Annotated in this window: 19 protein-coding genes and 1 pseudogene; 6 read left to right on the top strand and 14 right to left on the bottom strand. The window is 41.6% G+C overall.

What is annotated here, in order from left to right; genetic code table 11:
- Positions 1–250: 250 nt before the first annotated feature.
- Positions 251–499 (top strand): annotated as a pseudogene (locus BGP78_RS10810) (tyrosine-type recombinase/integrase); the annotation flags it as partial.
- Between the two features lie 9 nt (positions 500–508).
- Here the strand turns inward: BGP78_RS10810 and BGP78_RS10815 are convergent.
- The 3 genes from BGP78_RS10815 to BGP78_RS10825 form a co-directional block, all read right to left on the bottom strand.
- Positions 509–967, bottom strand: a complete 459-nt coding sequence (locus BGP78_RS10815) for a hypothetical protein (protein ID WP_119861401.1) — start codon at positions 965–967, stop codon at positions 509–511.
- A gap of 39 nt (positions 968–1,006) precedes the next feature.
- Positions 1,007–1,927 (bottom strand): hypothetical protein, encoded by a 921-nt coding sequence (locus BGP78_RS10820; protein ID WP_119861402.1) that lies wholly within the window; start codon positions 1,925–1,927, stop codon positions 1,007–1,009.
- A gap of 446 nt (positions 1,928–2,373) precedes the next feature.
- A complete protein-coding gene (locus tag BGP78_RS10825; RefSeq protein WP_119861403.1) occupies positions 2,374–3,966 on the bottom strand; it encodes a LytTR family DNA-binding domain-containing protein in 1,593 nt (530 codons plus the stop codon).
- Positions 3,967–4,041: 75 nt separating this feature from the next.
- On the opposite strand from BGP78_RS10825, the gene BGP78_RS10830 reads away from it, so the two are divergent.
- From BGP78_RS10830 to BGP78_RS10845, 3 genes are all read left to right on the top strand, one after another.
- The gene (locus BGP78_RS10830; protein ID WP_119861404.1) at positions 4,042–5,598 is read left to right on the top strand and encodes a serine hydrolase; all 1,557 of its coding nucleotides are present in this window, start codon (positions 4,042–4,044) and stop codon (positions 5,596–5,598) included.
- A gap of 672 nt (positions 5,599–6,270) precedes the next feature.
- Positions 6,271–6,723, top strand: coding sequence for a hypothetical protein (locus BGP78_RS10840; RefSeq protein WP_119861405.1), 453 nt, complete (start codon positions 6,271–6,273; stop codon positions 6,721–6,723).
- A gap of 241 nt (positions 6,724–6,964) precedes the next feature.
- On the top strand, positions 6,965–7,891 hold the full coding sequence (locus BGP78_RS10845) for an endonuclease/exonuclease/phosphatase family protein (RefSeq protein ID WP_119861406.1): 927 nt from the start codon (positions 6,965–6,967) through the stop codon (positions 7,889–7,891).
- Between the two features lie 66 nt (positions 7,892–7,957).
- Here the strand turns inward: BGP78_RS10845 and BGP78_RS10850 are convergent, their stop codons facing one another.
- The 3 genes from BGP78_RS10850 to BGP78_RS10860 form a co-directional block, all read right to left on the bottom strand.
- The gene (locus tag BGP78_RS10850; RefSeq protein ID WP_119861407.1) at positions 7,958–8,728 is read right to left on the bottom strand and encodes a bifunctional 2-polyprenyl-6-hydroxyphenol methylase/3-demethylubiquinol 3-O-methyltransferase UbiG; all 771 of its coding nucleotides are present in this window, start codon (positions 8,726–8,728) and stop codon (positions 7,958–7,960) included.
- A 124-nt stretch (positions 8,729–8,852) separates the two neighbouring features.
- Entirely contained in the window at positions 8,853–9,242 is a 390-nt protein-coding gene (locus BGP78_RS10855; RefSeq protein ID WP_119861408.1) for a MerC domain-containing protein, read from the bottom strand.
- 126 nt (positions 9,243–9,368) lie between these two features.
- Positions 9,369–10,724 carry a hypothetical protein gene (locus BGP78_RS10860; RefSeq protein WP_119861409.1) on the bottom strand — a complete coding sequence of 452 codons (1,356 nt, stop codon included), beginning with the start codon at positions 10,722–10,724 and terminating at the stop codon, positions 9,369–9,371.
- A 793-nt stretch (positions 10,725–11,517) separates the two neighbouring features.
- On the opposite strand from BGP78_RS10860, the gene BGP78_RS10865 reads away from it, so the two are divergent.
- Together BGP78_RS10865 and BGP78_RS10870 are read left to right on the top strand one after the other, a co-directional pair.
- Complete coding sequence (locus BGP78_RS10865; RefSeq protein ID WP_119861410.1) at positions 11,518–16,971, top strand: glutamate synthase-related protein; 5,454 nt, start codon at positions 11,518–11,520, stop codon at positions 16,969–16,971.
- 15 nt (positions 16,972–16,986) lie between these two features.
- A complete protein-coding gene (locus BGP78_RS10870) occupies positions 16,987–18,771 on the top strand; it encodes a sulfite reductase flavoprotein subunit alpha (protein ID WP_119861411.1) in 1,785 nt (594 codons plus the stop codon).
- Positions 18,772–18,792: 21 nt separating this feature from the next.
- On the opposite strand, the gene BGP78_RS10875 is transcribed toward BGP78_RS10870, so the two are convergent.
- From BGP78_RS10875 to cyoA, 8 genes are read right to left on the bottom strand one after another with little or no spacing between them, the layout of a single operon-like run.
- Positions 18,793–19,167, bottom strand: a complete 375-nt coding sequence (locus tag BGP78_RS10875) for a hypothetical protein (protein WP_010366916.1) — start codon at positions 19,165–19,167, stop codon at positions 18,793–18,795.
- 50 nt (positions 19,168–19,217) lie between these two features.
- On the bottom strand, positions 19,218–19,715 hold the full coding sequence (locus BGP78_RS10880; RefSeq protein WP_119861412.1) for a hypothetical protein: 498 nt from the start codon (positions 19,713–19,715) through the stop codon (positions 19,218–19,220).
- Positions 19,712–20,314, bottom strand: a complete 603-nt coding sequence (locus BGP78_RS10885; protein ID WP_171044271.1) for an SCO family protein — start codon at positions 20,312–20,314, stop codon at positions 19,712–19,714. The genes BGP78_RS10880 and BGP78_RS10885 overlap by 4 nt, the downstream gene beginning before the upstream one ends.
- A 5-nt stretch (positions 20,315–20,319) precedes the next feature.
- Positions 20,320–21,204: a heme o synthase gene (gene cyoE / locus BGP78_RS10890; RefSeq protein WP_119861414.1), complete on the bottom strand. Its 885-nt coding sequence runs from the start codon at positions 21,202–21,204 to the stop codon at positions 20,320–20,322.
- A gap of 1 nt (position 21,205) precedes the next feature.
- Positions 21,206–21,550, bottom strand: a complete 345-nt coding sequence (gene cyoD / locus BGP78_RS10895) for a cytochrome o ubiquinol oxidase subunit IV (protein WP_010366908.1) — start codon at positions 21,548–21,550, stop codon at positions 21,206–21,208.
- Positions 21,550–22,167, bottom strand: a complete 618-nt coding sequence (gene cyoC, locus BGP78_RS10900; protein WP_040696861.1) for a cytochrome o ubiquinol oxidase subunit III — start codon at positions 22,165–22,167, stop codon at positions 21,550–21,552. The genes cyoD and cyoC overlap by 1 nt, the downstream gene beginning before the upstream one ends.
- 19 nt (positions 22,168–22,186) lie before the next feature.
- Positions 22,187–24,220, bottom strand: a complete 2,034-nt coding sequence (gene cyoB / locus BGP78_RS10905) for a cytochrome o ubiquinol oxidase subunit I (RefSeq protein WP_119861415.1) — start codon at positions 24,218–24,220, stop codon at positions 22,187–22,189.
- Complete coding sequence (gene cyoA / locus BGP78_RS10910; RefSeq protein ID WP_119861416.1) at positions 24,210–25,058, bottom strand: ubiquinol oxidase subunit II; 849 nt, start codon at positions 25,056–25,058, stop codon at positions 24,210–24,212. Before cyoA ends, cyoB begins: the two co-directional genes overlap by 11 nt.
- Between the last annotated feature and the right edge of the window lie 227 nt (positions 25,059–25,285).

Raw genomic sequence — 25,285 nt, forward strand, 5'->3', positions numbered from 1 at the left:
AAACCCAGCAAAGGCACGGTATATAAACCGGTTGGGTGTATTCAAATTAGGGTGTATAGGCTCGAAGCTCATTAGGGGCACTGAAGTAACAGTTAAGCCCGGATATATGTCAGAGCAACGCTTTATTGCAAATGGGTCAAACGTCAAACAGTGGCAGCGACGAAATGAAAAAACGAGGTAGTTTATTCTACCCCGCCAGAATTATTTTGTTTGACACACTGGGAGTGTCCATATATGTCAGTTAAAATTAGGTCCACTATTTAGTGATTGTAGAAAAGCATTTGAACGTGCAATAAACAAAACCGATATAAACTTACCTACGGGCCAATGCAGCCATGTTTTACGACATACTTTCGCAAGTCACTTTATGATGAATGGTGGTAATATCTTAGTACTGCAACAAATACTTGGTCATGCAAAGATTGAGCAAACCATGGTTTACGCGCACTTTGCACCAAGTCATTTAGAAGATGCTATTAGGTTTGGACCTCAACTTTGAGCTATAAAATTAGGATACTGCTTGTCTTAAAACGATAATTGTACATAGACTAACTTGAATAAAGTTTGTAACCAGCATAGACAGAACCAACTTCAAAGCAATAAATTGATATTCTGTAACATATACAGCAATACTTCCGAAAAAAGTTATAAATAAAGACAAAAGGCTAATCGTATATAAAATAATGAAAAACTTACTGTAACGTTGTGACCATTCCCTGTTACTTTTTTTATCCTTTACACCTAATAGTATTGCTGCCATAGCAGCAAGGAAGCCCATCATAGTAAAGCTAAAAGCACCAGATACGGTGGCTAGTGTTTCTACTTCAGTTATTTTAAGGCTAATGCCGGTAAGCTCATAAATAAACCAAATAATAGGACATATAAATATTGTGAATACAGCTGCTTTCTCTAAACACTTTACTGAATTACCATGATATTGGGTAACGGAACGCTGTATAGGTGCCATGGTTTACCCCCTTTAATAATGATTTAAAAAGAAAAAAGCTTATTCGACTAATTCAACTAATTCAACTAATTCAACTAATTCAACTAATTCAACTAATTCAACATTGTGTAATCTGATAAAACTTTTAGTCAATCTAGCTACATGTTGGTTTGCTTCAAATTTAGCTGCCATTTGTTGATCTAAGGTGATGTTTACTCGGTGACCAATATTTTCTGATAAAGACTTGGACGCATCTAGTGCTAGTTCAGTCAAAGCACCTTTGAGTAAATCATCTTTACCCCTAGCTGTAAGCTCTGTGAGCTCGTTATCGTCTAATAAGTTTTTTAAACAGCCCTTTAATGTTGTTTTAGGTGCTCTTTCTATAATAACTCTAAAGCTGCCTACCTCTTCTGCAGAGTTGTCATCTAACTTTAACATGTCACATATAGTATCAAATTTAGAAGAATCCTTGTTTAAAGTAAAACCTGCATCTACAACCATTTCTAAATTTTTAAGTTTTGTCTTATTGACTACTTCACTCATTTCAACAAGCTGAAAATTTTCAAGGTCTTCTGCGTTGTCTAGGCTTTCCAACATACAATTGACAAACGTTTCTAAACAACCATATCTTGGAGAGCCAAGGGTTGAGAGGATAGATACGCATGGGCTAGATTTATCGATGTATATATAAGTCAATGAGCCTAATAATTCATCTTCCTCCAGTCTTTCATGTAACTCGCATACATTGAAGTTCTTCTTATTTATATACCTTTGCGAACTATTCGAATTAATGCTTACTAAATAAAATAAACCATCTGCTTCTTCTGAACTAATTAAATAATATGGTTGTTCAGCTATTTCAATAGGTTTAATCGGACCTTTGTCTGATTTGCTTGTGTATTCATTAAAAAGGTTGAGTAGTGATGGAGCTATATTTTTACCGTCTTGGTTAAATAAGTAATTAAAGTATCTAATTTTCATTTACAATCCTTTTGGATTAGCATCAAAGTATTTTAACCTATGCTAATTTATTATGTCCACATAATGCCCAAACTTAAAAGATTACACAAGACTTTACAAGATAGCATAAGAAACTAAGTTTTTGATTTAAAAGTAAGTCATTGTTTTTAATAGAACCATGAAAGAATCGACGCTTTCCGGACGGGGGTTCAAATCCCCCCAGCTCCACCACTTTAAAGTGTTATAAAACAGCCAGTTATAGATTAATAATCTTTAACTGGCTTTTTTGTGTCTAAATTTAAATGTATAAGTAAGTTGTGAAGCAACTAATCTGACCTCTTTATACTTTTTAACTTTTTGAAGATTAGTCAGAGCTAAGTCTTTTTAATGGGATCAATGACTTTGACACTTTTTTTGTATGTCATATGTATATGATAAAAAGACCTGACTCCCTCGCATCTAAGATATTACACAAGCTGCTTCTTAATCTTAGGCATGATCCGCCTACTCACTGGTACGGTAGCACCTGTACTCAGTATCAAATTTCCCCCACCTGATGATAGCTTTTGAAGCGACTGAATAAATTGCTTATTTACAATGTATGAGCGATGTACACGCAAAAACGTTACGGGCAACTTTTCTTCCATAATAGTCAACGTCTCGTTATGTAACACACTACGTTCATCTAATAGGCTTATCTCCACATAATCTCTCGCCCCCTTCACAAAGCAAATACTGTCACATGACACCCACTCTTCTTTGTCCGTAAGGTTTAGCTTTATCTTTGACGGTGTCTGCTGTTCATTACATTCATCTAATACTCGTTGAAGCTGCTCAGCTCTTTTCTGTGCAAGCTGTTTTTGAGACTGTTCAGTTTTATATTCAATTGAATGTTGAATAAAGAAGAACACTAAAAGCACAGCTACGAAACAATAAAAATAAAGATCGAGAAATTGATTAGGGTTAATCGCAATTACGAAAAAGAATGCCAAAAGTGCACCAGCATGCTTCATCGCATTATCATGCACCTTAAGAGCTTGATAAGCAGAAATACAAAAGCTTATCCCTGCAGGTATTTGAAGGGCGAAAACTGTTTTTTCCTCTATTGTGTTACCTAAATAAATAAATGCAAACGTCGATAACATTGAAAGAGAAAAGTAAGCCCACCGATGACTTTTCACAAAGCTATCTATGATATATAACAGTAAGCACATCCCACTCAACATACCCAGCAATAAAATCACAACCAAGCGAACGTCATGATAAGGGTATTCGTATGCTATTAATCCTCTAGACACTTCAACCAATAATTGAAGAACCACTAACAATGAAAACACAGGAAGCCAAAAAGTACTACGTCTTGGATTCGAGCCTTGTAAAACTAACTGACTTGAAAAAACTAAGCCTATGACCAAAATACCTAGCGATAACAAAGTAGGTAAGTAATTACGAAGCACTATATTTTGAGGAGAGCCATAATACGTGATTATCGCAAATGGAATTGAGGTGCTGATATCGTAAACTTTATGATGAGATGACAGTTTAATAACTAACTCATTCTGGCGCTTCTTCAGTAGTCCTTTTGGTATATAAATAACAAAGTCCATCACTCCAACCTTTTCACCTTCAGGTTGAGCCGAGGGATAACCATTTCGACCTATTAATTCGCCATTAAAGTAAAACTCAGCCGCCGCTTGAGCAGAAAAAAACAGCCCAATTGGTTTATCGAGCAGCTCAGAGACGTTTAAATCAAACGTAGAGCCAATCCAAGTTACATTGTTACCTAGCTTAACGTCACCCAACAGCATTTTATTGCAACTCTGGAGAAAAAACGTATCGGAAGACAGCGCTGCATTTTCATCATAACAAACCCTAACCTCCTGAATAAAAAACTTATTAAATTCATTTGCAGCAAGATTTGTAGAGAACACCATGCTAAAACTGACTAATAAAAACACATACAATAGCTTAGCTTTTACCACAATGTCATGTAAGGCGGTGCAAAAATATACCCTGATAGATTTTGCCGCCATTTGCAGAAGAAACGCCACCGTTTGCATATAAGTGCTAGAAAAAAAAGAAGTAATTGGTAATGTCCTTATCAATTAATAAATTGCTTTAAAGGTCCTATTTTAATGAACTATATCAAAAAATCGGTTTTCACTGGAATCGCATTATCACAATTAATATTTGCCCCACTATGTCTCAGTGCACAGTTAACGCCAAAACAAATAGATGCACTTGTTGAAAAAGCAGCAGACGAGCTTAATGTGCCGGGGGTAGCATTGGCAGTTGTTAAAAGTGGTGAAGTGATCCACGCAAAAGGCTATGGCGTGCAATCTATTGAAAACAATACACCAGTAACCACCGATACCCTATTTCAGGTCGCGTCAATATCAAAATCATTTTTAACTGCGGCATTGGCACTGCTCGTAGATGAAAATAAACTCAGCTGGGACGACAAAGTCATCGATTACCTTCCGCAGTTTCAAATGTATGATCCTTGGGTGACAAGAGAGTTTACTATTCGCGACTTGTTAACTCACCGCTCTGGTTTGCCACTGGGTGCTGGGGACTTATTACAATGGCCTGATGCGCAGGCACACACAACACCTGATGAAATCATCTCAGCATTAAAATATTTAAAACCAACCAGTTCATTTCGCTCCGAATATGCCTACAACAATTTAATGTACACTGTCGCCGAAGAGATTATACGCGAAATAACCAAGATGCCTTGGGACCTATATGTCGAAAAAGCATTAATTGCGCCGCTGAAAATGACTAACTGTGTAGCGAGCCCGATTCGAATTAAAATACCAAGTAAGCGTGCCATACCGCATATGGAAGTTGACGGTACGCTCAAAACCACTTTTTTCAAAGATGATGAGCTAATTAATTGTGACATAGCGGGTATGGCAAAGTGGGCGCAGCTATTTCTTAGCAAAGGTAAACTACCAGATGGACAAGACTTGTTATCCGAAAAGCAACACGCAGAAATGTGGAAGCCAGTTACTTTAAAAAAAGTCGCTTATATTGATCAAAAATACGCACAGACACATTTTCAAGCATATGGATTAGGCTGGAATTTGATGGACTTTCATGGCCACTTGCATGTCTCTCATGGCGGCGCGGTACAAGGCATGACCTCCCATATCGCATTTTTACCTGAAAAAGATGTTGCTGTTATTGCACTTACAAATCAATGGTCACGAGCAGCCAAAGGTCTAACCGCAACTATCCTAGAACACTATATTGAAGCCGAGCCCACAAATTACATTGACGTATATATAGAAGGAAATAAACGATATGAAGCCTACAAAAAACAACAAAAGAAAACGGAAAAACCTCTGCACCTGAGTACAACAAAACCGCCTATGGCGCTTAATCAATATACCGGTACTTACCAAGATAACTGGTATGGCACAGTTGATGTCACAGTAATAGGCTCAGAGCTTAATATTAAGTTTTCTCGCGGTAATGCGTTAACCGGTAAACTTGCTCACATCGAGGGCAACCGATTTGTTGCAAAATGGCATGACCGAACGCTCAATGCGGATGCATTTGTTAAATTTGACGTCGACTTCGAAGGTAAGGTTATCGGATTCAAAATGAAAGCAGTAAGTCGTAGCACTGATTTTTCTTATAACTTTCATGATTTAAACCTAAAAAAAGTGAGCGCTCCGGAGTAAATCATAAAGAGACAGAGGTGAATAATAAGAATAATAAGTGCCACCCATTTGAGATATTCACCAAAGGTAAAGGCCAATTTCCAATATGAAATGTCGCTTAATTAGTAAAATCGAGTGAACTACATACGCTATAAGGTCAAAAATAGCGAAAAACTGAACTCATACGTATCAGGTACAGCTAATCCGCCAAGTTATGGTGTGTTAGCTGTCCAGAGGTTATCTTGATAGTCTAAAAATTAAGCCCGTAACTTTTCACACTGCGTGTAATGGGCCCGCGTTTTATTTATAGGCTTGCACAATAATTATCAAGCTTTTGAGGTCTCCCTACTGCACCGTAAAATTCCTTGGTAAGTTGTGTGGTAAGTTTTACCCAGCTTTCTGGGGCTATGTTGAGTCTGTCTAAAATTGGGGGGGGTTATGGTGTTTATAGCGCTTTGTGTATCTGTTCACATACATCGGCCTGTTAACTCTACAAGTTCCAGATGCGACTTTAATTCAAACGGTAAACCATTTTCTACGTGTTGTTATCATATTTAATTAAATCATATAGTTATTTTTCTGCGACTACAATTTAAAGAGGAACACGTAACCTTACATTAAAATAACAAAAGGTGTGCAACTGGAACGGCTATTGCTTATTAAAAGAGAGATAAGTCAATTTAAGGATATGAAATGATTAACCCTATCGGCATTACAAATTACCAGTCAGTCTCTGCGTCACAATCAAGTCAGTATGTGCAAAAGCATACTGCATCTGAGATGAGCGATAGTCACGCTGAGTCTGCTAATTCATTGAGTTTCCATGATAGAACATATGACTTCACACACATGACACTTGAAGAGCAATCTAAAGCGGCTCAAGACCTTTATGATCAAGGGGTTATTTCAATGGGCGAGCATGCTTTCATGACCGGGAAATACGGTTTAATCGAGCATGATGGTCAATTGGGTGGAACGACGCTTGCCCAAGCAAAGAGTGAAAAAATCAATGTGATTGACACCATGAAAGACAACCTTGCCGCCGTTAAAAGTCAGGCTGGTGGCGATTCTGAAGTGGTAAAAAACTATCATTCCCTCATACGAAAGCTAGAAGTATATCAATTTGGATTGAATGCAAGCGCTTAACTGCTTACCGAACCTCAAATGACACTCAACGCAAACTGATGATTTGCCATTCGCCACGTTCAAGCAAGAATTCCGCTTAGCTCATAAACTCTCATTCATTACATGCACTATATACTGAAAAATGACGAAAATTAATGCAACTAGGTTTACATCTCTTTTCTCTATAATCTACCGCAATAAATTGCTTTTTAATGTTATGTTGTAACAAGATCAAACTACCTTAAACTATTGAATTACACACATGAACACACAGGGATTCAAACACATATTTACAGGGCTTGTTTGCAGTACAGCCATACTGGGCTGCCAAACGGTAACGAGCACACCTAACACACAAAAAACCAATGATTTAGTGGTTGCTACGTGGAATATTGAACACTTAGCAGCACAAAATAATCAAGGCTGTAAAGGCCGAGAAAACAGCGACTATGCTGCACTCACCGCTTATAAAAACAAAGTTGATGCTGATATATATGCCTTGCAAGAAGTCGGTTCTGTGGCTGCAGTACAACGCGTTTTTAACCCGTCTGAGTGGCAAGTATTCATCTCTGATAGAGCTGACTCGCCAAGTTATACGTGCCGTGGCAGCGAGCAGTCGTCAACGCAACAAAAAGTTGCCTATGCGGTGAAAAAAACCATTACGGTTAATAACGTCACGTATCTAGACGCACTCAGTGCGCCGCAGTTTGGCCTACGAAACGCATTGCAACTGAATATAGAGCATGCAGGAAAGTCACTCTCTTTGATTAACTTTCACTTAAAAAGCGGCTGCTTTGTTGACGACTACTTAGACAGTGACCGCAAAAGCTGTGGTGTATTGGCTCAGCAGGCTGAAATTTTAAAGAATATGCTTAAGCAGCAACAAAAAAGCCAACCTAATTTGGTCTTGTTAGGGGACTTTAACCACCGCTTAGCCAACCCTAACAATCGCTTACGCGCTGATTTAGGGCTTACAAACACAGTGAAACAAAGCGCATGGGTAAATACCACTGACGCCGTACAAGGGTGTCACCCTAAATACCCGGCCCCGATTGACCATATTATTGTCTCGTCATCATTGGTGCAGCACCTTGATAAACCAGAATCACAGTTTCACTACTTCGAAGATATGACACCAAACAACATGCTTAGCGACCATTGTGCTTTAACGTTACGCTTTAATTTCTAGAGGATGGTTGGTCCAAACGCCTGCGTTTGGACCAACAATGGTTAGGGTTAAAAAGCGCGGCTTATACTATGGTTTGCGTGCTTTTATAGAGTAAATTAAAGGCACTTTTTGCCCTTTATGCTGCATTTGATAACGTTTTTCTGCTACCTGCTCTAGCCCGTCAAAGCAATCATAAGGGCTGTACGCATGCTCTTCAAACAGCTCTATGATCAAGCCGGCATTGATCAGTGCGCTTATCACGTTACTCAATGAATGTGGCCACGTGATCACTTGAGACACTTGCCCATCACAATTTTCTGTATAGGTAGTTTCTTCTTCAATATCGGGCTCATTTTTAGGAAAGTATGAATACCCTGACAACAAGTCATTGAAGGTGTGAAATTCAACTAAATGAAACTCCCCCCCACTTTTTAATGCCTTAGCAACACCTTGCGCCCAATGTGCTAAGTCAGGTAACCAACACAAAACACCATATGATGTATACACAATATCAAACTGTTGCGTGTTACTATCGCCAAAATGACAAACATCATCACACACAAATGTAGCGTTTAAGCCAAGCTGTTTGTTTAATATTTTTGCTTCGTCAATTGCAGAAGAAGACAAGTCGACGCCTGTCACCGTTGCACCGAGTCGTGCGAGCGACAGAGAGTCTTGCCCAAAATGGCACTGTAAATGGAGTATACTTTTTCCACTCACGTTACCTAGCTGATTAATTTCAATATCATTGAGCGATGATTGACCTTGTAAAAAGCTGGCAACATCATAAAACTTTGATTTTACGTGCAGCGTAGTCCGCTTATTCCAAGTTTCTTTATTAATATCTAAATAGTTCATACTCGACTCGTTGGCGCTGTTATGACTCAGAGCTGCTATGTTTATAGCTCAACTCATACATGTTTCTCAGCTTAAAATAGTCAAAAACCAAAAAAGCACCAACTATTTGCGATAAACCAACAATTTAGGAACACGTAGTTTTTGCACATAAACGATAATTGCGAATATGGCATGCAATAATAAGCCCTGACCCTACCACCGTCATAATACGCTCCATCAGCTCACCTAAAAGGTCATGACCAAATACCACCGCAAATACTAAGCACGCTAACCCAGCAATTCCCACAATTAATACATGCCATGCTTTGTGCCGCTTACATCCAATACTCAGTGCAACAAGGCTTATCACTAAAGCGATACACACTAACAATTGATGAACTGACTCGTCTGCCAAAAACTGCAACCCAATCGCTGGTACTAACAGCAGCATTAAGGGTAAAAATATGCAATGGAGAATACATAACATTGACACACCGATTGCTGCTTGGTCCATCCGTTTTTGTGGAAATTTCATTCGCAACTAGCCTCTTTCGTCTTAGATATTTTACTCGCCTTAACGCTTTATATAACGTAAAAAAGCCCGCAGTGCGGGCTAAACGTCAGGGTTAAGAATCGTCTCTTGTTAAATCAGTTTTTCTACTTAATGTTCGTGCTCGTGTGCTTCATCTGCAATACCTAACCAGACCACATTTTTTGGCACGACATCTAACTCAAAGGTATGCGCAAATTCACCACTTTCTAAGTCAATGGCGAGAATGTGTTGGTTAATGGGATCAGTTACATAAGCCACTTGCTGTGATTGTGAAAGCGTCATGGTAAAACCATGTTCAGCTGGCATCTGTGCTAAATCAGCGGCCGTTACCGTAATGTTATGTGCCAGTTCCCAGTGGTATTCGTTATCATGTGTATGGCCTTCAAACACGGAAACAACACCAGCACTGTCCATCAATACAACATGCTCGCCTTCAGCACTGAAGTAAGCTGCGCTTAATCGCGCATCGTCACTGGCTTGCCATTCAATCTTTTCTACTGAACTGTTGCTTGGGTCAATGGCGTACACCGCAGTGCGGCTGCTGCCAATAAACAAATCCTTTTCAGGGTGGCCGCGTAACATGCCAATTCGCTCACCTTCAGCAAATCCAGCTGGATTCATGATTTTTTCATGAGTAAAGGCATTATCGTGGGTATCAATCATCACCACACCATCGGCACAAGCAAACGCCACCAGCTCACTACTTTGTGCGCTGCCATGCAAACTTGGGCAAGCTACATCAAATACTTTGTCTTGGTCAAAATGGTCTCCATGACCATGAAATAAACCGATTTGGCTTGGTAAAGTCGAGCTGCTTTGCTCATCACGAATGGTGCTTATTAAGTATTCGCCAACTGTTTGCATCGCACCATGTTGGTATGTGCTGTAATCAAGCGTTGCAAAATCACGGTCGTTGTTGGTGATGTTCGACTCATTAAATACCATTACTTGCGCATTTTCTGCGGTGTCTTTATCACCATCAAAGAACACAACACTGTTGTGCTTACCCGCGTTTACGTGGGTCGGTTTAACCCCTTGTAATGCAAACTCAACAAGGCTTGGGGCTTGTTCATAAGGGTGTAAGTGATCTCCATGATCTTCTTGCCATACGCCCCCATCAACAAATTCAACCATACCCGCATCACGCTGTACCGCCATAACGTAGCGATGGTGTTCAGTGGCATATAAATATTGTGGATACCCAGTAATGCCAATGCTATCTAAATGTTCACCATCTTTTGCAGATAGGACGGCAAGCACATTGCTATCAAACGTAGACACAACCAAACGACCTTCAGTACTCACCTCGGTATGGCCGTGATCATCATCAGTTGAACCTGAGCCACCAGGTTGTTCTTGTGTAGTCGGTGTTTCTACTGGTGTTAGCGTATGCTTTGTATCGCCACACGCTGAAGTTAATGCTGCAGCAACAAGCGTTGCTAATAACTTTAATTTTATATTCATTGTCGCCACTGTCTAAAGAATCTATTTGAACGTAAATAATTCATGAGAGAGTACATTGACTCTCTGCCTTGATTTGAATGTTATATTATAACAAAACATAATTGCAAGTAGTTCTTTTGGTAACGAGCCCAGTAGAATTAAAAGAAAAGATATAAAAACAAAAAAAATACAAAAAAAACATTCCATTTACAATGTAAATAGGTACACTGAACTGAGTGCTGAATTATGCGCAGAAGGAATTGGCATCATGAAACTGAAAAACGTAAAACTCCAAATCAAAGGAACGCTCTTAATTAAGATGACTGAGTGTGTTTCCTTGAACACCTTTATTTGTGTCTAATTACAGATAAAGTCTCCGTTTACTAATTCAGCACTAATATGATTTTTATCAGAAATACCCAGCGCCACGTTTATCGTGGCGCATTTCTTTGCTTTGATTTTCTTTTTACTCAACAAAACAGATTAGCTGACTTCGCATATTCAATCGTTTATCTAAACCTGTATCGTATAATCATCATCCAACCTTGCTCCTCGCGATCTTATACATGAAAAAAATTCAGCCTATGTAAAATGCTATTAACAGCACAAAAATAAACGTCTTCAAACAAATAGTTAACATTTAGAGCCCTCTGAATTTCAATAAACAGCCCCAAAGCAAAAGAGAATACAAATATTTATCATTTGCATAAATATGCATTGAATATTAGTTTGGATGACCTGCTTAAAAAATGTGTAGTTCAAATTAAGTGCTTGTTATGCAATGAACTCACCCGTTTAGTAAATTGGGTACTCAATGAAAAGATATTTATTTGATAGAAATTTAGAGCATTCGAGCTGTGGCGTTGGGTTTATTACCCATAAAAAAAGCGAACAAACACACCAACTGCTAGAGCATGCTCACCAAGCACTTTGCCGTATACCTCACAGAGGCGGTATGAATGCACAAGGCATTGGTGATGGTGCTGGGGTTAATATTGACTTGTCACTTAACTTTTTCAAAAAAGTAACCGGCAACGCCACATTACAACTCGGTGAATTTGGGGTAGCCAACTTTTTTTACCCCAAAGAACTTACGCACCACAACAAAGCCACTCAATTAATTGAAAAAACACTCTCGACGTATAATTTACCCATTGTCACATTTCGCACCATCACAACCGATGAAACCGTGCTTAATCGCGCCAGCCAGCAAGCGCAACTCCAAATCAAACAAGTCGTTTTTTTAAAACCAAGCCAGTGTGATAGTCAAACTCAGTTTGAAAAACAGATCCATCAAGCGCTTCACGACATCGAACATGTGGCTTTTACTGATCCTGAACTCAGTGGACTCTATCCCTTGTCGATGAGCAGCCGTACCCAAGTACTGAAAGGCCGTTTAAATAGCTGGGAAGTGATCCCTTATTTTACCGATCTAAGTGACGTAGATCATCAAGTTCATACGTTATTCTTTCACACTCGGTTTTCAACTAATACCGCACCAAACCCAATGTTTGCGCAACCTTTTAGACGAATGGCCCACAATGGCGAGCTTAATACCGACCGAAAAAACCGCCTAAGTGAAGACGCAATCGCCAAGTCGCAAAATAAAAAAATCATTACCCCAAATGGACAATCAGACTCAGCGCGTTTAGACCAAACATTAGAAAGGCGAGTAATCGAAGACAACTTAGAGATTGATGTCGCCGCATTAGCCATGATGCCGCCTGCTTGGGAGAATGACAGCGATTTGCCACCCTCAGTGAGGAATATGCTTGAATATTTCTCTTTATACGAAGAGAAAAATGACGGCCCCGCAGCACTCATTTTTGGTGACGGGGTTAAGGTAGGCGCACGACTCGATAGACTCGGACTACGGCCGTTACGAAGTGTTGAGACATCTGACTATTTGGTCGTGATGAGTGAAGCAGGTCAAATAGATTTTGACCCTAGCGACATCATACGCCGCGGCCGCATTGAAGCCGGTGGCATGATTGTATTTGACCATAGCACCGGAGAAATTAAAGAAACCCAGCAAATTTTAGAACACTTAGCTAAACAGCAAGATTACGCCGCGCTACTGACCCAAGCAAGGGTTAACTTATCCGACTTGCCGATACCGCAATTACAAGCAGTAAAGCAACGTTCTTCACTGAGTACCAGCGCACAACATGTGGCATTTAGCTTAAATCAAGAAAGCTTTAAATTTATGCTCGATCCCATGTTATTAAATGGGGCAGAAAAAATTTCTGCCATGGGCTATGGCTTAGCTCCGAATGCCCTCAACAAAGATGAAGGCGGCCTATCTCGATACTTTAGCCAACGGTTTGCGCAAGTAACCAACCCGCCGCTCGACAGCATTCGTGAAACTGATGGTATGACACTGCGTGTGGCACTGGGTCCAAAACCCAATATTAGCCCAAATAGCCATAAACAAATTGTATTAGACTCTCCTATTTTAATGCCACAACACCTGCTTGCCCTTGAAAAGCAAAGTGCATTACGTATTAAGACCTTACCTCTATTGTTCAACATAGACTTACACAACAGCAATGAACATAGACTGCTTGATGCCCTAGAAACCCTCACGGATCTCGCTGAGCAACAAGCCCGCGAACAAGTCGATATTATCGTTTTAAGCGACGAGCACATTTCACATAGCCAAGCCGCTATTCCGGCATTACTAGCCGTCGCCAAAATTAATCAACGGCTGATAAGTCGAGGGCTACGCTTTACCACCAGCCTTGTTTGCCATACCGGACAAGCAGTGAGTACACACGATATCGCATGTCTGCTTGGCTTTGGAGCCTCTGCGGTATGCCCACTCACGGTATTAAATCGTGCTACAGAGTTATTCGATAGCCCAACCAATGTGCAGTCAGCCATACTGAAATTTAAAAAGGCCGCTGAAAAAGCCTTAATGAAAACCATGGGCAAATTTGGCTTATGTACTGTAGAAAGCTATATTGGCGGTGAATTTTTCGAAGCCAACTTTATAGATACCCATGACCCAGCTTTAAAAGCTATTTTCCCCAATATTCACTCCCCCGTGGGAGGAGCCCAATTTAAAGATTTGGTACAAAGCGTTGAGTACTGGCATAAAAAAGTCCCCCATGTTCAATCTGAAAACCAGATCCCTGTACTCGGGTTATTCAAAGAACGCGCTCAAGGAGCAGGTCATAGTTTTGGTATAACTGCGGTTCGTGAATACATCAATATGACTGAAGAATCGATTCAATATGTCGACGAATCACAACTTGAGTCACAAGACCAACAAGTCATATTGCCGCAAGATGAGGGGTATCGAGATTTAGGCTACGACGCACGCAGCCCCCAGCAAATAGATGACTTTACGATCACAGATGCGTATCGTGAATTTAGTCAAAACCTTTACCTTGAACGCCAACATCGCCCCGCTGCACTGCGAGATATATTAAGCCTACCAATTCAAATCAAAGCAGATGCATCAGAGCAAACTCTTAAAGACTGCTTTAAAAACATATCAGTGTCAGGGTCATTTGCACTTGCCTTAACGGGGCTCACGGTGCACCGTGAGCGCTCCAATGACATCGCACAACATTGGCATATCGCATTCAACCCAACTGGTAACCTCCAGAGTTTAGAGGCTGCACTCATAGACGTATTTTCCAAAGATATTTTCACCCACAGCATAGTAAACTCACATCTGACTCTTGCAGTGGTACAGGGTAGCGTACTCGATAGGCTATTAGCGAAAGTCATCCCGGCTCGAACGGCAATATCCGTAGCTAAGGTTCAGCCAGCACACCAAATCACCGCCGCTTTTGCTTCTGGTGCTATGAGCCATGGTGCTTTAGTCGAAAAGGCTCACCAAGCGGTAGCGCAAGGCACCAATATTGCGGGCGCAATGAGTAATTCAGGTGAAGGTGGCGAAAGTGCTTCACGGTACAACACTGTAAAAGCCAGTAAAATTAAGCAATTTGCCTCTGGCCGATTTGGTGTCTGGACAGGCTACCTTGCCGACCCAGCCTTACAAGAAATCGAAATTAAAATAGGCCAAGGCGCAAAGCCCGGCGAAGGGGGCCAACTTCCCGCACATAAAGTCAACGTACAAATAGCCGCAGCACGCGGTGGCACTCCTGGGGTTGAACTAGTCTCTCCACCACCACACCATGATACCTACTCGATTGAAGATTTAGGGCAGCTCATCCACGATGCCAAAGCAGCACGAGTCAAGGTCGTCGTTAAACTCGTTTCATCTGAAGGTATTGGTACCATTGCGGTTGGCGTTGCCAAAGCTGGCGCTGATGTTATCAATGTCGCAGGCAATACAGGCGGTACTGGGGCAGCCCAAGTGACCAGCTTGAAACACACAGGTCGGGCCGCCGATATTGGTATTGCTGAAGTCCATCAAGCGCTCGCTGAAAACGGCTTGCGAGATAAAATAACCTTACGCTGTTCTAATGCCCACCAAACGGGCCTCGATGTGGTCAAATCGGCCATGTTAGGCGGTGATTCATTTGAGTTTGGTACTACGGCACTGATGATGCTCAAGTGCGTGATGGCTAAAAACTGCCATCAAAAATGTCCTGCGGGGCTGACAACCAACCCTGAGGTTTATCAAGGCGATCCGAGAGCATTGGCGCAATATTTTATGAATGTTGCGCACGAAACCCGAGAAATATTGGCACACCTTGGCTATACATCTTTACGTGAGATACGCGGAAGAAGTAATCTATTACACCTCGTTGCGCATCCTATGATGGTCGGACAACTAGATATGACAGCCATGCTCGCGCCAGTAGAGCCGATAAAAATTACCGCTCCAGTGTACCTTGAAGCAAACTTTGATCACGACTCTCAGTGGCTCACGCAGCTGAAACACAACTTGTTTGATAACCAAACTGAATACTTATCTCTGCCTCCCATCGCACTGAATAACTGTAACAAAACAATCGCAGGGCAACTGGCGATTGATATAGAGCGGACCCTAAATTATCAAGTAAGCGATGCGACCATTGCCGCTCACCCTGCAATGTATAGATTGAGTAATGGCAGAGTCGTGTTAAAAAGTAATACGCTCTCGTTGCATACGTATGGCTCAGCTGGCCAAAGTTATGGGGCATTTTTGAACACGGGCATGCAACTGCAACATACCGGTACTTGCAATGATGGTGTAGGTAAAGGCATAAGCGGCGGTCGCATACAGATCACGAGTCCTGTTTCACACGCAAAACAACCATTAACCAACAATGTACTGATCGGCAACTTTGCATTGTTTGGGGCAACAGGTGGAGAATTGTTTATTGCAGGCCAAGCAGGCGACCGCTTTGGTGTACGCAACTCAGGTGCCGTTGCTGTGGTAGAAGGTGTTGGTGATTTTTGCTGCGAATATATGACCAATGGCTCGGTGGTTAACTTATCTCATTACGGAAAGAATTTAGGCAATGGGATGAGTGGCGGTACCGCATATCAATACGATCCAAGCGGCAATATTGTCACGCAGTGCAGCCAAGACAGTGTCGTCGCTTTGCGCTTAGATGAACAAACTCCCTTGTGTTTGGGCCATGAAGCCGCGCTTTTGTATCATTTAGAATGTCATATTGATGCCACCGGCTCTACGCACGCTCAATCACTGATTAATAACTGGGCTGAACACAAGGCGCATTTTTATGTCCTGATCCCAAAAACACTCTATAGCTATCATTGCCCAAATAATATTGTGGACTCTAATGAGCGCAGAACCATGCTTGAAGAGCTCTCACAAGCTTGGGCAAACCGCCTATTAAAGGAAGCTCAAATTGCATATCAACAAAACCAAGACGACGGTAAATACCTATTTGATGGGCAATTACCTGATTACGGAGACCGAGACACCAGTCTCATTTATCAATATGTGATCTCAGCGGGTGTATTTCATCGCGCCCATGAAGCTGCAAAAAAGTCAGCCTCACAGTCTACAGCGCTTGCTAGTGAAGACAGCGCCAAATACTTGGTCACGACCCTTGATCGAAAGTTACAAGAAACACTGGTAAAAGATACCAAAGAGGCATTGGCCAGCTACGAAAGCGATGCGCTCAGCTGCTTACTCGCACAAAAGCGCGTGCAAGACTATAAAGACGCGTTAGAGCGCCGCGAGGTCTGGGATAGTAATGCGTTTGGTACCAGCGTTTGGATATTACATCGCGATAACTGTGTCCAAGAGGCACTGCGCCAACATCGACCATTTGAACAACTGCTCGCGACCCATTTTTGCCATGTGCTAGTTGAAGCAATCCGCGCAACAGCATAAGTAAGGAAAAGTATTATGACACACTCAAATAACACCCAATTAGTCCCCTATTTACCAGAAAACATGCCGTTCAATGATGACCAAAAGCAATGGCTAGGTGGCTTTTTAGCGGGTTTACATAGTCGCTTATTAATAAAAGAAGAAACTGTTGCGCAATCAGTTCAGCCAGCCATGCAAATTAAACCACTCACCATAATTTATGGATCGCAAACCGGTAATGCTGAAAACCTCGCTGAAGAAGCCGAACAAATGGCTAAAAATCATGGGTTGTTGGCTTCGGTATTCGATATGGATGATATTTCTGTGTCGCAATTAAGTGAAGCTGAGCGACTATTGGTGATCACAAGTACCTACGGTGATGGTGAAATGCCCGATAACGCACAATTATTGTGGGATGAAATAAGTGCCGAGTCGGCCCCCTCATTTGCATCAACCTACTTTTCCGTTTTAGCCTTGGGTGACACCAATTATGATGATTTTTGTATTGCCGGCATTCAATGGGATGAACGCTTAGAACAGCTAGGTGCTACCCGAGTCGCACAACGTATCGATTGTGATGTGGCCTATGAAGCGCCAGCAGAACAATGGATGGCTGAAGCACTGCCCACAATCGCGCAAAAAGGCAGTAACTCAGAGCAGCAACCAGCGCACACCTCTGAGCAAAAGTCTAAAAAGCACAAAGCCAAATTTAATAAAGAGTCACCACTGAAGGCTCAGCTATTAAGCAAAACGCGGTTAACTGATGAGTGCTCAAGTAAAGAAACCATTCATTATGAACTCTCTTTAATGGGCTCAGAAGAACACTATGATGCTGGCGATGCCCTTAATATTATTGCGCACAACAGTACAGCGCTCGTTAATGACTTACTCAGCGTACTCAATGCCAGAGCAGAGCAACATGAAACATACAATGGTAAAACCGATCAGCTAGAATACATATTCACTGAATTACTCGAAATTCGCCAGCCCAGTAAAGATCTCATTCATGAAATAGCACGTCAGAGTAGCTGCCCTGAGCTACTCTCCAGACTGGGCGATAATCAAGCCATGAGTGATTATTTATGGGGCGTCGACACGGTTCAGCTACTTAAGCGTTACCCAGATAGTGCTCTTTCACCGGCACAGTTTATTCAGCTTGCAAAACCAATGGCACCCAGAGCCTATTCCATTTCATCAAGTCTCAAAAAGCACCCAGATCAAGTACATTTAACCATTGCCAGTGTGAGATACACGCAAGATGAACGTCAACACAATGGGGTTTGTTCAACTTACTTAGCCGACCTAGTAAAAATAGGAGAGCCAGTAACTTGTTACTTTTCGGCCAACAAACACTTCTCTGTACCCAATGATTTAGCTGCACCCATTATTATGATTGGCCCAGGTACCGGCGTTGCACCATTTAGAGCGTTCTTAGAAGAGCGGGAAGCCACACACGCCACAGGAGATAATTGGTTGTTTTTTGGTGACCGAAATGCAAAAACTGATTACTTGTATGAGCAAGAGTTAACCCAGATGCATCAAGATGGTCTATTAACGCGACTAGACTTGGCCTTTTCTCGTGATCAAGCAGAAAAAATCTATGTACAAGATAAAATGTTAGCGCAAGGCGAAACTCTATTTAACTGGCTTGAAAACGGGGCATATCTGTATGTCTGTGGAGATGCCTATAAAATGGCGAAAGATGTTGATACAACGCTGCAGAGCATTATTCAGCGGTATGGTCAATATGATGAAAGTCAAACGCAAGAATACATGGCCAATTTGAAAAAACAAAAACGCTATGTGCGGGACGTTTATTAAGAAAAGGAAGCAACCTTTACGTTAAGATTTTAAGCGTAAAGGTTGTTTAAGCGGCACGACATTACCACCGAGTTTTGGAAACACATGACTAATTTGCTTGTCTAACTTGGTGAGTTCGGCAATGCATTTTCCTTGCTGCTTTTGACAATTTTCACAGCGGCTATATTGCAATACAATACTATTTCTCACCCACAGTTGTAAGTCAGCAACACATTGAACATCGCCATAACGAATACATACTTGCTTTACTTTGTGGCAAGCATCAAGAAATGCGGATAAGTTGGCATACTCTGTTGGTGTGTGTTTTAAAATCATGGATTTAACACTGAGTTCTGAATTAGCATGATCAAACTCTTTTTTGTATGCATCGATTTCTAACACCAATCGCGTACTCATAAATCCCTCATCTCAGTTATTAACGAAACTCGTCATCCGTAAGGGCCACGCTAGGCCCCGTTTTTATGGCGACTTACTAAACAATATGACCCGTCTGAAGCATCACTCAACATGCCACTCATACTGGTATCTCTTTGGTTTTTAAACACCATCGTATTACTGTTTAACTTGCCTTGATATTGCCATTTTTTAAATACTTCCTCGCGCACCAAAATGCACGGAGACTTTACGGTAAACGTTTCTTGAAATGTCACCGCACACTGGCCTTGCGTATCTTTAGTGGCCGCATAAACCACATGGCTCTGTCTGTCTTTGTATTCGATCACCCCAGAAACAAAGCTACTATGCCGTTGTTTGCTTTGACTGTTTAATTCAAGTAACCGGTGTTTATTTAACCCAATGGTGTTTGTCGCAAGCTCTATGAGCTGCGCAGCGCACACCGGGTTAACCTTCGCCGCTAACACTTTTTCCATAGAGGTTTTTGCAAAACATGAGATGCTCAGCACCGACAATAGGCATGCGCTTAACCATAAAATCAAACGATTCATAATAACTCTCTAATTTGCGCCGCTAATTCATTAGGGGTTGTGGTATGACTCATGGCCGTGATCAACTTACTAGATTTATCTAAAATATAAAACCGTGACGCATGAGATACGGAGTACTCCATAAATGAGTCACTTAGGTTATTATTATCGTAAAACACACCATACTGACCACTGACTGATTTGACTTGCTCTACCGTACCAGTAAGCCCCAAAATATCGTCATGAAAGTAGGCTGTGTATTCTTTTAATTCAGCAGGTGTATCACGCGTTGGGTCAACCGTCACAAATAACCCTTGAATGGCATTTGGGTGACTCTTCTCAAGCCGCATCATTGCACCGGTTAAAACAGCAAGTGAATTAGGACACACTTCAGCACACGATAAATAGCCGAAGTACATCACTACCACTTGCCCTTTAAAATCATACAATGACACGGGGCCTTCACTACTTTGTAAGGTGAAGTCCCCGCCGAGCTCTGCAAAGGTCTTTTTCGGTTGATTAAAGTCTTTACTGGTTGTGGCTAAATAGAAAATCACTAAGCCAACAACCCCCAGTACACAACTGAGTAAAAACAATCTCCGTAAATTATTCCCTTGCATTTGTGTTACCTCACCGTAAGCAATGTTTGTGGTGCAAGACTGACAAAGTCCAGCGACATAAACACACTCAATGATGTGATCGCCAATATTGACACCACAAATACACGCTTTGCCCATATGTGTTGTTCATAGCGGCCAAAGTCAACAATGGTAATGGCTAACCACACCACACCAATAAGTAACGTTGAAACAGCGTATAAAGTCCCCACATAATTAAACACAAACAATGCCAATGCCATCAACGTAAACGCGACAATATAAGCCACCATGTGCTTGCGCGCTGACTCAATACCGTTAACCAGAGGTAACACCGGAATATTAGCCGCTTTGTAATCTTCAAAACGGTAAATAGCAATGGCATACGAATGTGGAATTTGCCATAAACAAAATGTCAGTAAAATAACCAACGCACCCACATCAAACTGTGCTGTCACCGCGCAGTAACCAATCACCGGTGGGCATGCGCCTGAAATACTGCCAATTAAAGTGCCGTAGACCGATTTGCGTTTATAATGCAGGCTATACAGCCCAACATAAACGGCAAAACCGATCACGGCAAATAGCACAGCTATCCCCGTAGTAAAGTACCCTAAAGTACCAAACCCAATCACACCCAGTAACGTGGCATATAGCAAAGCGCCATTAGACGTAATGACCTTTTTTACCAAAGCTCGGTTCTGCGTGCGCTGCATGAGCTTATCAATGTCTTGGTCGATCACATTGTTAAATACACAACCCGACGCAATTACGGCTGAGGTACCAATACACACAGCCAAAAAGGTCACTAATTGAAAATCACCTTGTGCAGCAAGAAAATAACCTGCAACAGTGGCAATTAAATTGCCCATGATGATCCCAGGTTTAGTTAGCACTAAAAACTCTTTGAACATGCTAGTGACCCATCAGCATATTGTGATTCAAATGCTCCATGATCCAAATAGACCCAATAACCACAATCGCTACAATAAGCACCACAAACACCGCCGATGTGGTATTCCAAATTTGTTCTGATGATGAATTCATATGCAAAAAGAAAATCAATTGCACAAATATTTGTGCGATCGCACAGACTAAAATCACCGTTAATGTCAACACCGGTGTCAGTAAGTCATACATCAGTACGCTAAAAGGTATGGCCGTTAATACAATTGAAAGCATTAAACCAATTACATATTCTTTGACGCTACCATGCGCTGCGCCGCCGTGACTGTGATCAGTTGCAGTTGCTGTGCTCATTACATCACTCCTAATAAATACACTACGCTAAACACACAAATCCAAATAATATCGAGGAAATGCCAAAACAAACTTAAACAAGACAACCGTACTAAGTTATCTTCGGTAAAGCCGTCTCTTTTAAAGTGTGCAAACAACACCAACATCCAAATACAGCCACCCAGTACGTGTAAACCGTGCGTGGCAACTAAGGCATAAAACGCAGACCAATAAGCACTGCTTTGTGGCGTCGCGCCTTCGCTACTAAAATGATAGAACTCGTAAAGCTCCATACCTAAAAAGCCCAGGCCCAGAGCCAGTGTCACCACCAGCCAAGAGATCATGCCTTTCATATGCCGTTTATTGGCATAGAGCATCGCCATACCAAAGGTAAAACTACTAAACAGTAACAGCGCTGTTTCTACTGCAACGAAATTTAAATCAAACAGGTCTTTGGGGGTTAATCCACCCGCATATCCACCACTGAGTACCGCATATGTTGCAAACAAGGTCGCAAACAAAATGCAGTCACTCATTATGTAGATCCAAAAACCAAATACCGTATCACCACCTGAGTCGTGATGATCGTGGTCATGATGATCTATTTCATCATGACCGGTTGCGTGACTTTGAGACATAGTTAATTCTAATCCTCTTTTAGCTGTTAGTTTTAGCGTGCTGCCTAACAGCATCTAGATGTTTTGCTTCAATTTCTTCTACTTGCTCAACAGGCACATAATAGTCTTTATTACGTTCAAATGAGTACATGATCCAAGATCCAATCATGCCCAAGAAACCAAATGCCGCCATCCACCAAATATGCCAAACAAATGCAAAACCCATCACCAATGAGAAGGCACTGATCACCGCGCCAGCCCAAGTATTTTTCGGCATGTGGATCTTTTTATATTTATCCGGCGCTTGATACGCAAGACCATGCTCTTTCTTATAATAATGCTCGTCTCTGTCGTGAATTTTCGGCAGTTCAGCAAAGTTATAAAACGGTGGCGGTGACGACGTTGCCCATTCAAGCGTACGTGCATTCCAAGGATCGCCCGTCACGTCTTTGTTTTTATGGCGGTCACGAATACTGACAAAGATTTGATAGAACTGCGTCATGATCCCTGCCAATACAATCAATGCACCACCAGCTGCAATCCACAACAATGGTGTCCATTCTGGGTTATCGTAATAGTTCAGACGACGCGTCATGCCGTTGAAGCCCAAAATATAAAGTGGCATAAAGGCTGCGAAGAAACCGATAGTCCATAAAGCACAGGCTAGTTTCCCAAGCTTTTCATCTAGCATGAAACCGGTAGCTTTCGGGAACCAATAAGTCATACCCGCAAAATAGCCAAATACGGCGCCGCCAATGATCACATTATGGAAGTGAGCAATAAGAAACAAACTGTTGTGTAATACAAAGTCGGCTGCAGGAACCGCCAACATGACACCTGTCATCCCACCGATTGTAAAGGTAAATAAGAAGCTACATGTCCACCACATTGACGCTGAAAACTCGACGCGACCTTTATACATGGTAAATAGCCAATTAAATATCTTCACCCCGGTGGGGACGGATATGATCATGGTGGCAATGCCGAAGAAGGCATTCACACTCGCCCCAGCCCCCATAGTAAAGAAGTGGTGTAACCAAACGACCATAGACAACACCATGATCACCGCCGTCGCCCACACCAATGATGTATACCCAAACAAACGTTTACGAGAGAAAGTTGCCGTTATCTCAGAGAAAATACCAAAAGCAGGTAAAATTAAGATATAAACTTCTGGATGACCCCATGCCCAAATGAGGTTCACATACATCATCTGGTTACCACCCATATCATTGGTAAAGAAGTTAGTACCAATATATCTATCTAGGGTCAGTAAGGTAATGGTCACCGTTAAAATAGGGAACGAGATAATGATCAATACGTTCGCACACAACGAAGTCCAAGTGAATACAGGCATTTGCATTAACTTCATGCCAGGCGCACGCATTCTCAGAATCGTTACGAAGAAATTAACACCCGTAAGCAAGGTGCCGATCCCTGAGATCTGTAATGCCCAGAGCCAATAATCAACCCCGACCCAGGGACTGTACTCCAACCCAGATAAGGGAGGGTATGCCAACCAACCGGTTGCAGCGAATTCACCTACAAACAGCGACACGTTAACTAATACTGCACCGACCACAAATAGCCAAAAACTCAATGAGTTTAAGAAAGGAAATGCCACATCTCTTGCGCCAATTTGCAGTGGCACCACAATGTTCATTAACCCCACGACCAATGGCATGGCGACGAAGAAGATCATGATCACGCCATGAGCAGTAAATATTTGGTCGTAATGTTCAGGAGGTAAATAGCCCGCGCCAACACTGTCGGCGGTGGCAAGAGCTTGCTGTGCTCGCATCATCAAGGCATCAGCAAAACCACGCACTAACATGATGATCGCGGCAATAATATACATTATGCCTATTTTTTTATGGTCAACGGACGTGATCCATTCATCCCATAGGTAACGCCATTTACCCATTTTGGTTACTAATGCGAATAAGAAGATACCACCTAGCGCAACGGCAATCATTACCGGCAAAATAACAGGGTCATGGACTGGAATAGAATCCCATGTCAACTTACCCGTAAGCGGATCTGGATCTGTAATAATGGTGGCTTTACTGCCCATTTTGTACCCCAGTATATTTTTCTATGGTTTTCTTGAAATGCAATGGATCAACATCGGCGAAATGCTCAACCTCATTGTCTTTAGACTTTACGGTCAGTGCTTGATAAGTCGGCTCGTCTAATACCTTTGGCGAAGCTTTTACTTTATCAACCCACTGCTCAAATGCTTCATCAGATACAGAGTGTGTTTTAAACTTCATACCTGAAAAACCAAAGCCGCTGTAGTTTGCCGATAAACCTCTAAATACCCCTTCTTCTGATGCCATCAGATTCAATCGATTCTCCATACCCGCCATGGCATAAATCTGGCTTCCCAAACGTGGTATAAAGAATGAATTCATCACCGTATCTGAGGTGATCAAAAACTCGATAGGCTTGTTAACTGGTATGGCAATTTCATTCACCGTAGCAATTTGTTGCTCTGGATAAATAAATAGCCACTTCCAATCTAACGCAACAACCTGAATGGTGAGTGTGTCTTCATCTTTACCCAGTGGTTTTCTTGGGTCGAGTGAGTGTGATGTCACATACGTTACATACGCCAATGCAGCAACAATTAAGCAAGGAACTAACCAAACGATAATTTCAATCTTGGTCGAGTGCTCCCAATGCGGTTTATATTCCGCTTTGGTATTACCCTTTCTAAACTTATAAGGAAAGTAAATCGACATAAACAAAACAGGAACAATGACGATGAGGAGCAAGCCAGTAGAGATTAGGATGAGGTCTTTAGCCTGTTCACCAATCGGCCCTTTCGGGTCAAATAATGCCAGTTCACAACCACTTAGAGACAGTGTGAGTACAATAATAATTGTGCTCAGCAACAACTTTTTAAGCATACGAAACCTATCTGATTTCAATTCTACGCCGATATTTACCCTTTTTATTCAAAGCATAATTACAGGTTAGAATATTTGATTGATATGATAATAATTACCATTTGTATTTTCGTTGCGATTTTAAATGTTGTTAGACAGAAACTCAACCCCTCCTTGATGTAGATCAAAGATTTTTTTATCTTTTGACGTTTGGCAACTACACTAATTTAAGGTCATGTTGATCAAGT

It is taken from the genome of Pseudoalteromonas sp. MSK9-3 (assembly GCF_003590335.1).
Classification (GTDB): domain Bacteria; phylum Pseudomonadota; class Gammaproteobacteria; order Enterobacterales; family Alteromonadaceae; genus Pseudoalteromonas.